Here is a 14,721-nt window from a genome sequence, read left to right as displayed (position 1 = left end):
TCCTACGAACTGGGGGTCGCGGTGGGGCGCGGGAGCTTGCCGGTCTTGGGGAGGTTCAACTGGGTGACGGTCTGACGGATCAACGCCACCGCGTCCTGCACAGCATCGCGGCCCTTGACGTGCGGATGGATACTCACGAAGTAGTGCCAGTCCCCAACGATCAGATGCGCCTGCGCCGCGTCGTCATCGGCGTTCTTGCCTGCCGTGGCGAAGCCCAGGCCTTCGTCGGTCGGGAAGACGAAGTCCAAGCCTCCCGCGGCCAGCTTCGACGGAACGACCGCGTCCCAGCGGTCGGCGGCGTTGAGCAGCCGCACCGAGATCTTGAGTGCCTCGAGAGGCGCATCCTTGGTGAAGGCGCTGCAGCCGGCTTGACTGAGTTTCGAGCCGTCCGGGTTCTTACTGCCACGCAGATCCGGCATGGATCCGTTCAACGAGAAGTCCGACGTACCCAGCGCGGTGACAAAGCTCTCCTGCGAGGCGAACCCGCACACCACCTTGCCCGTCACACTTGCCGTCGGCAACGGAGAGGTGTTTTTCGAGTCGTCCGGCTGACAGCCGGTCAAGACCAGACAACTCACCAACAGACCTGCCACGTACCGCGGTATCCTGCGCGACGTCATGTCCGCCATCATCCACCAAACAACGGGAACTCGTCGCGGTAGGTGTCCACGATGGTGCCCTGGATCCATTCGTTCGGCGCTTGCCCGTTGCGGTCTGCCCAGTCGACATACGCCTTGTTCTCGAAGTCGAACTGCGGCGGAACCAGCGGCTTGCCGTCCGGCCCCTTCATGAACGCGTCCGGCGGCGGCGGAACGAACTTGTCCGGTGCGCTCGGCGTGTTCGCCTGCTGGTAGAACTTGGGGTCGAAATAGCCCGCCGCGGCCAGACTGTTCATCGCGAGCTTTCGCAGGCTGTCCTGGCCGTCACCAGCCGCGGAGTTGTAGATGTCCTTGGCGTCCTGCTTCGGCCCCTCCTTGAGCTTGTCCAGTGCCGCGTCCTTCGCCTGGTCGAGGATCAGTCCGGTCCACTCGCCCGTCGGCGACGGGATGATCGGCAGCTTCAGCGCCACGCCGAGAGCCTTGGAGATGGCCTCGGCCCGCTTCTTCTGGAACTCCTGGTCGTTCTTGTCCCCCTCGTAGCCGGCGGTGAAGACCAGACCGAGAGTATTGGCCAGGTTGTTGGCGGCGGCGTTCAGGATCGGCGACTTCTCGCCGTCCTTGATCATGTTCACCGCCGCGTTCGGGTCCTTCTTGAGCGCCTCGGCGAGCGCATGGCTGAACATCAACTGACCGGCCGCCAGCACGCCGGTGGAGACGATGGTGAGGTTCTTCGGATCCTCGCCGACGACACCGAGCAGCTTGCCCATCAGCTTGGGGTCCATCGCCGCACCGAAGGGGCCGCCCGGCGGGAACAGGCCTCCTGCCTCAGCGGTCCAACTGCCACCGAGCGGATCGCCGGAGGGGGTTTCCGGGCCGCCCACCCGGATCAGATCAGGACTGTAGCTGGCGATGATGTTGGCGAGGCTGTCGCGCATGTCGGAGCCGGGTTTCCAGCCCTGGTGGGAGTTCAGGCCCAAGGCCCACCAGTCGCCGTCTTTCTTGCCCTGACCCGCCTTCTGGCCGAGGAGCACGAAGGTCTGGCTGGCGATGACGGCGGAGATCCGGCCATTCTCGGACCGGTCCCGCCAGTTCGTGGTGGCCGCCTGCAGGGCGTTGCCGAGGCCGTCGCCGTTGTCGTACTTCCAGGTGCGGTCCTGGAGGAGGTACTTCATCCGGTCGTTGACCTGGAACTTCTTGCCGTCGATCTCGATCTCGGTCGTCTTGGCGCCCGGGTTGCCGACGTCGAAGAAGTTCTGGGAGGCCTGCGGGTTGTGGCCCAGGGCCTCCATGATGTTCGCCATCGGGTCGGGCATGATGCCGCCGTCGGGCATGTAGACGCCGCCGAAGGAGTGGTTCGGCGGGTAGTAGCTGCGGGGCTCCCAGACGGGGCCGTCCTTGCCGTGCTCGCGCTCGTAGTCGTAGACGGTGTTGCTGACCGTGCCGAGGAAGTCGGTCGAGTACTGGCCGTACCGGAGCAGCAGGGTGAGTGCGGAGGCCTGGCCGTACTTGACCTGGTCGCCGTCACCGGGGTTGGTGCCACCTTCGGTGATCGCCGCGGCGTACTTCTTCGCGTAGTCCGCCGGCAGCGCGAGGTCACCGGTGTTGCGCGTCGCCGTACCGAGCGTTGTCCCCATGCCGGAGACCAGCGCCTGGTAGTTGACCTTCCACTTCTCGAAGTCCGCCGCGCTGGTGGAGGTCTGGTTGCGCATCATGTTGTCGCGCTCGCGGGAGACCTTGAGCAGGTAGTCCGACATCTCGGTCGGCGACATGTTCTTGGCGAAACCGGCCGCGAAGTACGGGTCGTTCTGGTACTTCGTGATCTGCGCGATCAGGTCCGGATCGAGCTTGCCGTCCGACTCCTTCAGCTTCTTGGCCGCCGCTTCACCGTCGGCCTGCGCCTGGCCCGGCGGCACGTTCGAGATCAGCGCCTCATCGATCTCGACCGTCGACTGCGCACCCTGAGTCTGCGCCTCGATCTGCTGGGCCAGCGCGAGCCGACGCCGCAGCCCGGGAATCTGGTCGTTGATCCAGGACGCCGACTGAGTGATCTTCGTCGTACCGGTCGCCGTACCCCACACGTGCGAACTGGCCGACTTGATGCTGCCCGCCGCGTCGGTATACGACTTCGAGGCCTCACTGAGCTTGCCGATCAGGTCGGCCATCGCCGCCAGACCGATGCCGGACATCACCATCGCCGGGTCCCCCGTCCGCTTGCCGTGATCACATGTTCCGCCAGTGGATCTGCCAGGCGTCCGGCTCGACCTTGTCCGGTTCCTTGTTGTACAAGGTCTCGAGCTCGGTCACGCAAGCGTCCGCGCCGCCCTTGGCGCTGGTCGCGTTGCCGTTCAGATCGGTCGAGAACGCCGCCGACGTACCGCCGGTCCAGGCGCCGCCGGTGAAGGCCTTCTTCGCCCCGTCCAGCGCGGTCGACACCGTCGTCGCGTGTCCCTTCACGGTCCCCAGGGCCTGCCCCACCGCGGACTTGTACGGATTCGGTACTTCGCCAGCCATCGCTCTGTCCTTCCGAACGAACTCGTCCTTCGGATCGTAGTGCGCGACCGGGCCATTAACTCAGCGTGACGACCCGGTGATCCTGTCCTGAGACGCGCGCCGGGCCGATCCGGATCCCTCCGTCAGCCGACCTTCACCCACGCGTAGTCGTGGTCGCCGAACTCCACCGCGGACACGCTCACCGTCCGCCCGAACGCCGTGCCCTGCTCGCCGACCTTCAGCGTGAGCTGCACCGAGTCCATGCCGGTCTTCTGCACCGACAGCATGGCGCGATCCGGGTCCTTGAGCACGCCTCCGACGCCGATCCCGACACCGTCGCCGAAGGAACCGACCGTGCCCTGGGAGATCCGCGTCGAGCCGTCGGTCGGGGCGGTGAAGTCCTTGCCGCCACAGCCGGTGACGAGCACGACCAGAGCGAGTACGACGCTGAGGCGCTTCATGCGGTCGCCCCGGTCGTAACGGCGATCCTGGCGACATCGAGGCCGAACTCAGGCTTGATCTCGAGGAGAGCCAGCTGCCATTCGCCGTACCGGGCGCTGGTCCCGACCTCGACCGTCAAGTCGCTCGACTCCTCGCCGGTACGGCGGTCGCGCAGCGACAGCATGGCGCGATCCGGATCCACCAGCACACCGCCGAGCCCGATCAGCAGGTCACCCAGGGTCGCCCGGGTCCCCTGGGGCACGGTCACCTCGGTCACTGTGTCATCTGACATCGACTGCCTCCACCTTCGTTCCGTACTTGCGTAGCTCGTCGATGTGGACCCGGGTCACGCCTTCGCCGCTGCCCCACGGATTCTGCAGCAACACGTAGTCGCCGTCGGTGCCGATCACCGTATACGCGTGCGGGCCGTACAGCGGTTTCGGCTTCATGTCGTTCATGCCCGGGTTGTCCTTCGGGCTCTTGGTGCTGAAGGTGACGGCCTTGCCCTCGTCGAGCTTGGCCTGGATGTCGCCGGTCGAGCCGACATCGTCCGCGTCGGTGCGCTCGCTGTCCTTGCCGGTGAACTCTTCCATCCAGTCACCGGGCCAGCGGCCCTCGATGTTCGCGTACCCGCCCCGCCACTGGGCAGCCGCCTTCTCGACGATGACCGCCCACATCTCCGGGGACGTACCGTCCGGCCGATCGCCGAACCCGGTGATCGGCGTACCGTCCGCTTTGCGCAGCACTTCCGGCTGTACGACGATCTGCACCGGCTTGCCGTCCTCGTAGAACGTGACGGTGTAGCTGCCGTTCGCGTTGGCGGTGACCATCTTCTCCAGCAGGCCCGGGTTCTGCTTGGCCAGCGCAGCCAGCGTGGCCTGCAGACCGCAGTCGCCGATGGCGAGCTGGTCGACATCGGTCATGTCCGCGCCGCCGGCCTCGCCCTCGCCCTGGGCGAACAGCGTGCCGGTGATCGGGTCCCACTTGTAGCCGCCCGCGTTGGCGCCGGTGTCCTTGAGACTCGGGCGGAAGTAGTCGCCTGCCCACTCGGAGACGCGGCACATCCGCTGGATGACGGGCAGCGAGACCTTGGAGCCGAAGAGGTTCAGCAGGTCGCGCTCCCCCTTCTCGTCCAGGCCGCCGTCGAGGGCACCGCCGTCCTTCATCCTGTCCAGGAAGGCTTTGAGCTCGTCGTCGCTGAGTTCGCCGAGGACCGCTTCGAGTTCGGCCGGGGTGAGGCCGTTGAGCTTGTCCATCACCTTCTTGATGTCGTCGCCCGACAACAGCATCCAGTCGTCCAGTACGCCGCGCATCTCCTTGAGGGCGGCATCGACCTTCGCCTTGTCCACCGGACCCATGTCGTTGAACCAGGTCTGCGGATCCGGCGCCGGTTTCCCTTCCTGGGCAGCCTTCATCATCGCCTCGAACCGGGTGACGCGGCGGGTGTATCCCTGCGATGACTCCCGGGTGTCCGCGGCCAGACCGCGTAGCTCCCCCGATGCTCCGGACCCGAACGGCATCGTCTCGCGCAGCAACGGTCCCGGGCTTCCACCGGCCTCCGTGCCCTGGTGGATCAGATCCCTGACCCGCGTCCGCAGCCCGTCGGACGCCGTACCGACGTCCTCCAACGCCTTCACCAGCAGGCGAACCCGCGCCGGCGTGATCGACACATATCCCGTCACCGCGGACCCTGCTCCTTCTCTTTCTCCTTGCTGCGCTGCTCCCCGGCCTGCTCGTCGAGCGCGTTGGCGTCCCGCTCGAACTGCAGCGCCGCGTCCATGATCGTGTTCGCGGCGTCCTTGACGCTGCTGTGCCAGCCGCTCAGCGAGGCAGTGAACTCGACCGCCACCGGCCCCTCCCAGGTCTCCTTGGTATGCAGGTCCATGGAGCCTTTCAACAGATCCGCCACCTTCGGCGCCTCCTTGCGAAGATCACCCGCGATCTCGCGCAGCCGAACAGCCTTCTTCTCCAGATCCGCGGGCGTCGTCACGCGCCGATCCTCGCAGATCTTCAGGGCCATCCTCTCGTGCGAGGACAGACCAAAATTGCACCAACCTGCAAGTCTTCCATCGAGGTTCACGCCCGTTGACGCAGTAGATTTGTACGTTCACAGAACGTAGATGCCCGCGGGACCGACTCCTGGGGGACGGGGAGCAGTAAATGGTCTTGCCGAACGATCCGGTTGTGCCAGAACCGATGGTCGCCAACCCAGAGCGCGCCGAGCTCACCAGGCTGCGCGCTGCCGTCGTCGCTGTCCGGGAAGGCATCGCGACCGCGCTGGACACCACCGCAACCAAGATGTCCGACGGTAAGACGTGGACGGGCCCGACCGCCGCCAAGCACTGGGCGGCCGAGGTGACCGGCCGCAAGAAGAACCTCGGCCCCTGGGTGGACGCCGTCGTGTCCCAGATCGACGCACAGCTGCGAACGCTCCCGGACAAGGTGACCACCAGCGAAGCCAGGGTCTTCCACAACGACCAGCGAACCCGAGGGTACTGATGAAACGGCCCGATTCCGGCGGCGGCAACAGCTCCGACATCTCCGCGATCACCGTCGGCTCCCTCGCCACGATGATCACCGACCTGGAGAACCGCTCGAAAACCCTGCAGTCGTTGACCTCTCTGAAGCGCCGCACCGGTGAGTACGGCATCGGTATGTCGGAGTTCCAGAAGATCATGGACGTCGGCCGCTGGATCGACAGCGAACTGCCGATGCTCCGCCGTCGGCTCAGCCTGGCCCGGGCCCTCGAGTCCCAGGCCTCCCCCGGCAAGCCGGTCAGCCTGAACGAACCGATCCGCCTGCCGACCGAGGCCGAACTGACCCGGATGCGCGACCTGGCGAAGAAACTCAAGGAAAGCACCAAATCCGGGCCCGAGAACGCCAAGCTCTACCACGAAGCCGCCCTCACCCTGGCTTCGATGAAGGACCCGGACCTCATCGCGGCCTTCTTCGAAGAACTCGGCCCGCAGTCGATCGAGTTGCTGGTGGCAACCATGTCCGGCAGCGGAAGCAAGACCACCCGTGAGGACGTCAAGGCGTTCAGCACCGCCCTCGGCACAGCGTTCAAGGACACCGACCCGTCACAGGGTCTCCGCGACGTGATGAACATGTTCGCCAACCCCCCGAAGAAGGACGGCGTTCTCCTCACGCCGGCCGCCTGGGGCCGGCTCGCGCTGCTCCAGGACGGCGACTTCGACCCCACCTGGCTGGCCCAAGTCGTCCGCGCCAACGGCCTGGACGCCTTCGCCAGCAAGAACCGCGGCGGCATCCGCAGCTTCACCGGTGGCACCTTGACGGGCACCGACCTACCAGCGGACATCCTCGCCCTCGCCTTCGGCGCCCTCAAGAACAACCCCGAAGCCGCCCGCTCGGCCATCACCTCCATGGGCCCGATGTCCGAAACCGTCAAACTCATCTACAGCTACGCCGGCGCCGTCGGCACCGGCGAATCAGTAGCCCAGAACTTCGGCCTGGCCATCGAGGCCGGCACCGGCTCGACCACCGAGAAGTCCGGCGCCCACTCCGGAGCCGCCGCCAAGTTCGCCTTCGACTTCATCCTCGCCACCGGCCAGTACAAGCAAGTCCCCTACGCCATAAAACCCACCCTAGGCCGCCTAGCCGCCTCCTACACCCACGAACTCCTAACCGGCGGGCGGGCCGACGACGGCCGCGGCCTGTCCTCAGGTTTCGGGAAGCCGGCCAACTACGACGACCTGCCCGGCGTGACTCCGGCGTTCTACCTCAACCTTGAGGATACGTTCCGATTCCTGCATGGCTTCGCCGACAGCGACGACCTGTCCGACCCCTTCGACGAAGCCATGGGAAATCTGTACAACACGGTGATCAAGACCGCCGCCCAACGCGACCGCGACGCCATCAGGGCCGGCCACCAGGACCCACATCAGTTTCAGCGATCGATGGCCGCCTTCGGCAGCCTCGGCGGCCTGCAGTACGAAGCCATGAAGGACGTTCGTGGCAGCATGGACGCATTCGACAAGAAAGTCCGCGAAACCATCTCCAAGGTCGTCACGTTGGGCATGGGCAAAGTACCTACGCCTAGTGGTTTTGCCGGCAAGTGGGTGTGGAAGGGAATCACCAAGGCCGCGGGCGCCGGTTTAAAGGACTTCGTCAAGGGCGATAAGACGCGGGTTGAGATTCTGCAGGAGAAGGATCTCCAACTGACCCTCTCGATGAAGTATCAGACGGCTGCCATTCTCGTCGACGCCGGCTACCCGCACAACGAGATACCTGCGAAGATCCGCGGTGCCGACGGCAAGCTTCTAAGCGTCGATCAGATCATGAAGGACGAGACCACCTTGCGAGCGTTCTACGAGTGGAGCGACTCGAACAACAAGCCGCCGTACAACATGGACGACAAGGTCGATCTGGGCGAAGGAAGCTTCCTGGGCGGGACGAAGACCGGCGAAGGCTATGGCTCGACGATCACGTGGAAGTGAGCGCACCGTCACGCCTCAAGGCAGGCCGTCTCGCCCCGCAGCGCGAAGGTCGGCGTAGCTCCGCCGGTGAAAACGAAGGTCAAGGTCAACTTGTTGTCGTCCTTGCCGGCAAAAACAGCCTCGCGTCGCGTGAGGTCTTCTTTGTCCGGCTGTGTGACGAGGTCGTAGCGCTTGCCGTCAATTCGCCCACGCAGGGAGATGAAAGCGAGGTCGAAGGTGGTATCGAGACTGGCACCCGGCTCGAACGGGAACGAACCCGCAAAGACGCGTTTGACCTTTCCGTCGCCACACGGAACATCCTTCGACGCGTCCTCGGTAATGGTCGGCTTGACCCCGTCGACCCCGCTGTAGTCCGCCGCTGCGTCAAGCTGCTGTGTGCCCTCTTGCTGGAGTTGAGGACCGAGCTCGGAGATCGTCGGGCCAGAACTGCACCCCGTCAGCCCCGCTACAGCCAGCAGCACAATCCCCGTCAGCAACGAACGCTTCGCCATGCACCGGTTCTACCAGAAAGGCAGACCACAACCCCGCCCACGCCGCGCGCCGCAACAGTCAACGATCGAGGCAGGCAGTCTCACCCTGCAAGGCAAAGGCCGGCTCCGCGCCACCGGTGAACACAAACCTCAAGGTCACCTTGTAGCGGTCCTGACCGGCGAACACGGCCTCCCGCCGCGCGGTGTCGTCGGCGTCCGGCCGCGTGGTCAGGTCATAGCGATTCTGATCGAGTCGCCCGCGCAGAGCGGTGAAAGCGAAATCGAAGGTCTGGTCGATATCTGGATTGGGCCTGAACAGAAAGGATCCCGCGAAGACCCGCTTCACCTTCCCGTCACCACAGGACACATCCTTCGAAGCGTCCTCGGTGATCGTCGGCTGCACACCGTCGGCGCCATTGAAGTCCGCCGCCGCCGTCAACTGAGCCTTCCCCTCCTGCTGCAGCTCAGCACCAAGCTCCGACACCTTCGGTCCCGAACTGCACCCCGTCAGCCCGACACCGGCCAGCAGCACAATCCCCGTCAGCAACCAACGCTTTGCCATGCGTCGGTTCTACCAGTTGCGCGGCTCGAGAGGCTGCTCTGCCGGCGCGGACGGTGTCACGCGTTGAGGCAGGCGGTTTCGCCGTGGAGGGCGAAGGTGGGGGTCTTGCCGGCGGTGAAGACGAAGGTGAGAGTCACCTTGTAGTCGTCTTTGCCGGTGAAGGTGAATTTACGTCCGACGAGGTCGTCGTTGTCGTAGCCCTGGTGGAAGTCGTAGCCGTAGCGTTCGGTGTCGATAGCTGCCCATACGGCCGAGAATCCGAAGTCGAAGGTGTTGTCCAGGTCGGAGTGCGGCTCGAAGGGGAACGACCCGGCGAAGACCCGCTTCACCTTGGCGTCACCGCACGGTATGTCCTTGGACGCGTCCTCCGTGACGGTTGGAACCGTCCCATCGACGGCCGAGGTGTCCGCCACCTCGGTCAACAACATGTTGCCCTCGCGCTGCAGCTCGGCGCCCAGCTCACCGACATCAGGTCCCCACGAACATCCTCCAAGGCCGACGGCGCCCAGCATGAGGGCTATCGGCAACCAACGCTGTGCCATCGACCAACCTTTCCTTGCGGTACGGCGGTGCTCAGGGTTTGAGGCAGTCGGTTTCGGCACGGATCGTGAGGATCGTGAACCCGGGGTCAGGCTTTTACTAGCTGCACGCGGCCGGCGCAGATTTCAACGACGCTGTACTTCGCGCCCTTGACCGTGATGGTGGTGCCGACCGAGACGTCTGCGGCGGTGGATTCGCCGGGGTCGGTGCCGAGGAGCGAGATGCCGACGGTGGGCGGAGTTCTGTCCAGGTGCGATTCGGTGACGACCGCTCGGCCGCCGCCGGGCAACGGACCCGGTCCGCTCTGCAGGATGTGCGTACTTCCGGGGGTGTCCTTGCCGACGCATTGCTGGACCGGTGGGGTGGGGTCGGCCTTCTTGTCGTCCCCGTCGCCGCACGCCGTCAGCGTGGCGAGCAGGACTCCGGTGATGGCCAGGCCGGTCGCGGCTTTCACACGAGCTCCTTCAGTTCGAGGTACGGGCGAGGCGGGGTGGAGATGCTACTGACCGTCCATCGCTTGCCGCCGATCTCGCACTCGTCGCCGGGCCCAAGGTCGTACCCGGCCACCCACTCACCATCGCTGTGCACGGTGAGCCGCGCCGTACCAGGCCCGATGTCGGAGAGGCCGACGAGCAACTCCCGGTCGCCGTCGGCGATCCGGTACGGGACTCCTTGACGGATCCGCCAGGTCTCCATCGTCACTTCCCCTCGATCTGCAAGGACTGGGCGTTGTCGAACATGTCCTCGAACTCGTCCTGCGTCACCGTCACGGTCGCCGAGTCCGGACCCCACGGGTTGCCCAGGACGATCTTGCCGTCCTTGATCTCCTTGACGAAGTAGACGTGCCGGGTGACGTACGCGTCCTTCTGTTCCTTGCTCCAGTTGTCCGGTACGCCGTCCGTGTTGTCGTTCGACGCCACGATGACCGGGTGACCGCCGTCGTACGCCTCCTTGACATCGTCGTAGTCCGTGTCGATGTCCTCGGCATCTTTACCGGTGACGTACGGCGGGGCCTTGTCGGTGTAGTCCCATTCCAGGGCGCCGTAGCTGCCCTGCTCGGTGCGGTCGTACCGGGAGTCGCCCTCGTGGTCGTCGGGCGCACCGCCGGAGTCGCCCTCGTAAGCGATCGCAAACGCCTTCTCGTAGTACGCCGCCCAGGTGGATCCGTCGCCGTGCGCGCCGACCGGACTGCCGTTCTCGTCCAGCGGCAGCTCGCGGTTCATCGTCACCCAGCGCTGGTTGCCGTCCCCGTCCCAGACCCGGACCGAAATGGTGCCGTTCGGGTTCTCCCGGATCCCGTTACGGATGAAGTCGGGGTCGCGCTGCGCCGTCGCGGTCAGCGAGGCGATGTACCAGCAGTCGCCGAGCTGCCCCTGGTAGATGTCCTCACCGAGCGGCTTGTCCGTGAACAGCGGATCCGACGGCAGACCGTAGTGCATGTCGTTGGTGCTCTTGCCGGTCTGCGCGTTGAACTTGTCCAGGTAGACGTCGGTCGACTCGAAGCCGGGCTGGAGCCAGGGAAAGGCGGTCAGCAGCTTGTCCTGGTTGTGGGGCGCGGCCTTGGACAGCAGCGTGCTGGCGAAGTCGACGCGTTCCCCGACCGGCAGGCCGTTGTCCTTGAGCCAGAGGAAGCCACTGTCCTCCTCGGCGTTCGCCATCTGGTCCCGCAGCGAAGCCAGCTGCTCCGGCGTCGCGGCGTTCAGGAACATGTCCAGCTCGGCGCTGGTCAGACCTTTCAGCTTGCCGGCCACATCGCGCAGGTCGTCACGGTTGCCGTTCGAGCCGGTGTCCTTGTCCTGCATGTCCTGCAACGCCTTGAGAGCGTCGCTGACCTTCTTCGGGTCCGGCGGCGGCTCGTCGGAGAAGGCCAGCGACGGGTCGACCGTGCCCTGGCACTTGTCCATCAGCTCGGAGCACTTCTCCAGATGGTTCGCCCGGCGTTCGATGCTGCCGGCCATGTCGGAGAGCGGTCCGGCCAGATTCCCCGGCGGCGCGAAGGTGATACCGAAGACCCCGCCCAGCTTGACCGCGGCGAGCTTGCCGCTCTGGGTGACAGGCTTGCCGTTGAGCTGGCTCTCAGCGTCCTCCAGCACCTTCTTGACGTCCGCGTGCAACCGCGTCGACGACCCGGACACCTTGCGCAGATCACCGGCAAGCGTCCGGACGCGCGGCAGATCGAAACCCTGATAGCTCATGATTACCTCACTTGGGCGCCGCGGCGGCTTCGGTTTCGAGCCGCTCGGCTTCCTTCAGCCACTCCGCGGCAGTGGCGACCAGATCGGTGGCCAGCCCGCGTACTGCCTTCTGATCTTCGAGCAACTGCTGGGTCGAGTCCGCGGCATACGGTCCAGACCAGACGTCCTTACCGGTAGCGGTCGTCACCGGCAGGTCAAGATGCGTCCCCAACGGACCCGCCAACGTCTTCGCCCGCCCCGCGGCCTCACGCAGCGCAGTAGCTCGCTTCTTCATCGACTCCGGGCTCTCAGCACCAGGCTCATCCGGTCGCACAAGCATCTCCTCCTAGCTCGCGTAGACCATAGCCGCCTAGAAGGCCGCCGGACCCCGGCTCAGCATTTCTCGCCCTTCACGTTGTACTCCGTGACCTTCCACTGGCCACCAACACGTCCGAGCACAACAACGATCTTGATCCGCGGAAACTTCTTGGTACCCGGCCCGACGTATGTCGTGCCGTTGGCCCTGACCAAAACTTGCTTCGATTGATCGAAGCAGGTGGTGAGCGCCCCGATCGCGCCGATGACCTGAACCGTTGTGGTCAGGGTGACCTGCCCCCCGGCAACGACCTTCTTAGCCTTCTGATCCGCCAGGGCACCGCGAAGGGTGGTCAGCGCCGCACCAACCGCGTACTTCTTCAGCGTCGGATCCTCGACATTGGTGGCGGACGACTTGTTCGCGGCCCGCTCGAAGTTGTCGTACGCCGCAAATACATCGTCGGAGTTGGCGGGCGGATTCAGGTGATTCAGAATCACCGTCAGCCCGCCGTACTTCTGCGTGCTGGTGGTCGGAAGCGCGCTCGGCGTAGGAGCAGTTGGGGTACTCGAAGGCGTGGAGCTTGACGTCGTGGGCTTCGGCGCCGGGGTTGGGAGATCGGTTGACTTGTCGTCCTTACCGCCGCAGGCAGCAACCGTGCAGACCAACGCAGTCGCCAGCAGCACGGACCAGACGCGAGACCTCGTCATCACCTTTATCCCCTGAGTTTCTACCGACGGAACCAGCACTCGCACGCTAGCGGATCGGACGATCACCGCGAGTGCGAGCTGACAGCGCACGATGCCGGCGCTTCGAGAAAGGTGCGCGAGGCAACCAATCGGCGATCTCTTCAACACGGTCGACCGTCTTGAAGAGATCAGCGGTTGTAGGTTCCGACTTCGCTCACGCGGATCGGAGTCACCGCGGGAGGTACTTCCGGTTGGTCGATGGGCCCTTGGAGGACGCCGTTCGCCAACCATTCGCCGGTCCATTGGGATTGCGTCGTGACCGGTGTACCGGCGGCGTCCGTGCTGGCATGGGTGAAGGTGATGGTGCAACCGTCGGTGGCATCCCGCGTATAGGGGACGCCTGGCCCCTTGCAGTTGGCAGACTCGCCTCCGGGCGCGCTGACCGTCATTCCGTCGAGCTTCACGTTGACTCGAGCCGACGTGGGAGTGCCGATGGTTTCGGCGGTAGCTTCGACGTACAGGTCCTCGCGTCGATCGGTCAGCCAGACCCATGTGTCCAGGTTGACGATCGTGCCGTTGGTTCCGGTCGTCTTCGGATTCCAGTCGATCGTCGGCGTAGGCAGCGTCATCTCCGCGATCGCAGCGTCGCGCAGCACCTCCGGCGGGACCGGTGGCACCGGCACGGGTTGACCAGCCGGAATGAACATCGACGGATGCGCCTTGAAATAGGTGTTGACGAGCTCGAAGAAGTCCTTGATCGGGCCGTCATAATTGCCGGAGTTGCAGGTGCCACTCCACCATCGACCAGTGGTGTCATCCTTGTACTTCTCATACCCGGCATCGGGTGTCATTTCCGAGCCCGTGTGGCTATTCCACCACTCCATTCCCTTACCGGCATACTTACCCGTACCTGTGGTGAACTCGTAGTTGTCCTTACCTGTCCGCCCCGGCTCCATCCAGCAGGGAGACGGTACAGAAACCCTCCTGGACACCTCGTGCCCTGGAGAACCACCCTTCAACGCCGTACCAGTCACCGTGATCGTGACCGTGCCGCCCTTGGTGGTGGGCGTACTCGGCGGAGGATCTTGTTCGCCGAAGCCCGCATAGGCAGTCGACGACGTCGCGATGGCGAGAGAGACCGTCACGGTCGCCGCGAACAGGTATCTCGCAGGTTTGATCAGCATGGTGTGCTCTCCAACCTGTAATCGGTGATGCGCCAGCCACCGCCACTAGACGAGGCAATAGCGGCGATCGCCAGCCTGGGCTTCTTCTTCACAACGTCATTGCCGAAGTGGGTCCCGTTCGAATGGATCCCGTAGCTCTTCGACTGATCAAAACAACCGCCGATCAGGACAGCGCCGGCGCCGGCCCGCTCCACCGCAGCCGTCACAGTCAGCGTGCCGCCCAATCGATCGCCGTCTTTGGTCTGATTCTTGAGCACGTCCTTCACGTACGCGACGACCGTCGGCCCGGCGACGGTGTCCAGCGTCGGATCAAGCGTGTCTGTACCCAAGGTGCTGCGAAAGGCCTGCTGGAACAACTTGTAGGCCTTCAGCGCCTGCCGGGCATTCGCATCCACCTTCGCCGGTTGATTAAAAACCAGCGTCAAATCCCGGTACTTCGTGACAACCTGCGTCGGCTCCGCTGTCGGAGTCGGGGCCGACGGTGTGGTGGAGGGCGTTGAGCTCGAAGTGGTTGGCTCTGGGGTGAGGGTCGGGAGGTCGCTGGACTTGTCGTCTTTGCCGCCGCAGGCGGCTAGTGAGCACACCAGCGCGGTCGAGAGCAGCACGGACCAGACGCGAGACCTCGTCATCACTTTTATCCCCTGAGCTTTGTAGACGAACCAGCACGCGCACACTAACGGATCAGACGACAACTGCGAGTGCGCGGTTCCCGCGATGGGTGGCTCGGGAGCCAACGCCATTCCTCACCTGTACCAGGTAATCACGCTGAGTGGTCGCCTGGTCCGCAGTTGCAGCTTCCTGC

General features: G+C 64.9%; 19 protein-coding genes. 2 read left to right on the top strand and 17 right to left on the bottom strand.

Annotated elements, in window-relative coordinates:
- Window positions 1–2: 2 nt before the first annotated feature.
- From OG474_RS24695 to OG474_RS24665, 7 genes are all read right to left on the bottom strand, one after another.
- Window positions 3–620 (bottom strand): hypothetical protein, encoded by a 618-nt coding sequence (locus OG474_RS24695; protein WP_405055930.1) that lies wholly within the window; start codon window positions 618–620, stop codon window positions 3–5.
- A gap of 8 nt (window positions 621–628) precedes the next feature.
- A complete protein-coding gene (locus OG474_RS24690) occupies window positions 629–2,791 on the bottom strand; it encodes a DUF6571 family protein (RefSeq protein ID WP_405055929.1) in 2,163 nt (720 codons plus the stop codon).
- A gap of 28 nt (window positions 2,792–2,819) precedes the next feature.
- Complete coding sequence (locus OG474_RS24685; RefSeq protein ID WP_405055928.1) at window positions 2,820–3,110, bottom strand: hypothetical protein; 291 nt, start codon at window positions 3,108–3,110, stop codon at window positions 2,820–2,822.
- A 122-nt stretch (window positions 3,111–3,232) separates the two neighbouring features.
- Window positions 3,233–3,550 (bottom strand): hypothetical protein, encoded by a 318-nt coding sequence (locus tag OG474_RS24680; protein WP_405055927.1) that lies wholly within the window; start codon window positions 3,548–3,550, stop codon window positions 3,233–3,235.
- Complete coding sequence (locus tag OG474_RS24675) at window positions 3,547–3,822, bottom strand: hypothetical protein (RefSeq protein WP_405055926.1); 276 nt, start codon at window positions 3,820–3,822, stop codon at window positions 3,547–3,549. The genes OG474_RS24680 and OG474_RS24675 overlap by 4 nt, the downstream gene beginning before the upstream one ends.
- Window positions 3,812–5,212: a C2 family cysteine protease gene (locus OG474_RS24670; protein WP_405055925.1), complete on the bottom strand. Its 1,401-nt coding sequence runs from the start codon at window positions 5,210–5,212 to the stop codon at window positions 3,812–3,814. The genes OG474_RS24675 and OG474_RS24670 overlap by 11 nt, the downstream gene beginning before the upstream one ends.
- On the bottom strand, window positions 5,209–5,520 hold the full coding sequence (locus tag OG474_RS24665; RefSeq protein WP_405055924.1) for a hypothetical protein: 312 nt from the start codon (window positions 5,518–5,520) through the stop codon (window positions 5,209–5,211). Before OG474_RS24665 ends, OG474_RS24670 begins: the two co-directional genes overlap by 4 nt.
- 194 nt (window positions 5,521–5,714) lie before the next feature.
- On the opposite strand from OG474_RS24665, the gene OG474_RS24660 reads away from it, so the two are divergent.
- Window positions 5,715–6,029, top strand: coding sequence for a hypothetical protein (locus tag OG474_RS24660; RefSeq protein WP_405055922.1), 315 nt, complete (start codon window positions 5,715–5,717; stop codon window positions 6,027–6,029).
- Window positions 6,029–7,987 (top strand): hypothetical protein, encoded by a 1,959-nt coding sequence (locus tag OG474_RS24655; protein ID WP_405055921.1) that lies wholly within the window; start codon window positions 6,029–6,031, stop codon window positions 7,985–7,987. The genes OG474_RS24660 and OG474_RS24655 overlap by 1 nt, the downstream gene beginning before the upstream one ends.
- 8 nt (window positions 7,988–7,995) lie before the next feature.
- Here the strand turns inward: OG474_RS24655 and OG474_RS24650 are convergent, their stop codons facing one another.
- The 10 genes from OG474_RS24650 to OG474_RS24605 all read right to left on the bottom strand — a co-directional run bounded on the left by OG474_RS24650 (window position 7,996) and on the right by OG474_RS24605 (window position 14,524).
- Window positions 7,996–8,478 carry a hypothetical protein gene (locus tag OG474_RS24650; RefSeq protein ID WP_405055920.1) on the bottom strand — a complete coding sequence of 161 codons (483 nt, stop codon included), beginning with the start codon at window positions 8,476–8,478 and terminating at the stop codon, window positions 7,996–7,998.
- Window positions 8,479–8,536: 58 nt separating this feature from the next.
- On the bottom strand, window positions 8,537–8,989 hold the full coding sequence (locus tag OG474_RS24645; protein ID WP_405055919.1) for a hypothetical protein: 453 nt from the start codon (window positions 8,987–8,989) through the stop codon (window positions 8,537–8,539).
- A gap of 86 nt (window positions 8,990–9,075) precedes the next feature.
- Window positions 9,076–9,561 (bottom strand): hypothetical protein, encoded by a 486-nt coding sequence (locus tag OG474_RS24640; protein WP_405055918.1) that lies wholly within the window; start codon window positions 9,559–9,561, stop codon window positions 9,076–9,078.
- An 86-nt stretch (window positions 9,562–9,647) separates the two neighbouring features.
- Entirely contained in the window at window positions 9,648–10,013 is a 366-nt protein-coding gene (locus OG474_RS24635; protein WP_405055917.1) for a hypothetical protein, read from the bottom strand.
- Complete coding sequence (locus OG474_RS24630) at window positions 10,010–10,255, bottom strand: hypothetical protein (protein WP_405055916.1); 246 nt, start codon at window positions 10,253–10,255, stop codon at window positions 10,010–10,012. The genes OG474_RS24635 and OG474_RS24630 overlap by 4 nt, the downstream gene beginning before the upstream one ends.
- A 2-nt stretch (window positions 10,256–10,257) precedes the next feature.
- Window positions 10,258–11,754 (bottom strand): C2 family cysteine protease, encoded by a 1,497-nt coding sequence (locus OG474_RS24625; RefSeq protein WP_405055915.1) that lies wholly within the window; start codon window positions 11,752–11,754, stop codon window positions 10,258–10,260.
- Between the two features lie 7 nt (window positions 11,755–11,761).
- Entirely contained in the window at window positions 11,762–12,067 is a 306-nt protein-coding gene (locus tag OG474_RS24620; protein WP_405055914.1) for a hypothetical protein, read from the bottom strand.
- Between the two features lie 59 nt (window positions 12,068–12,126).
- Window positions 12,127–12,756: a hypothetical protein gene (locus tag OG474_RS24615; RefSeq protein ID WP_405055913.1), complete on the bottom strand. Its 630-nt coding sequence runs from the start codon at window positions 12,754–12,756 to the stop codon at window positions 12,127–12,129.
- 167 nt (window positions 12,757–12,923) lie between these two features.
- Window positions 12,924–13,919 carry a hypothetical protein gene (locus OG474_RS24610; RefSeq protein WP_405055912.1) on the bottom strand — a complete coding sequence of 332 codons (996 nt, stop codon included), beginning with the start codon at window positions 13,917–13,919 and terminating at the stop codon, window positions 12,924–12,926.
- On the bottom strand, window positions 13,913–14,524 hold the full coding sequence (locus OG474_RS24605) for a hypothetical protein (protein ID WP_405055911.1): 612 nt from the start codon (window positions 14,522–14,524) through the stop codon (window positions 13,913–13,915). Before OG474_RS24605 ends, OG474_RS24610 begins: the two co-directional genes overlap by 7 nt.
- Window positions 14,525–14,721 lie beyond the last annotated feature (197 nt).

The organism is Kribbella sp. NBC_01505, assembly GCF_045040285.1.
GTDB lineage: Bacteria > Actinomycetota > Actinomycetes > Propionibacteriales > Kribbellaceae > Kribbella.
This window is presented reverse-complemented; position numbering and strand designations above follow the sequence as displayed.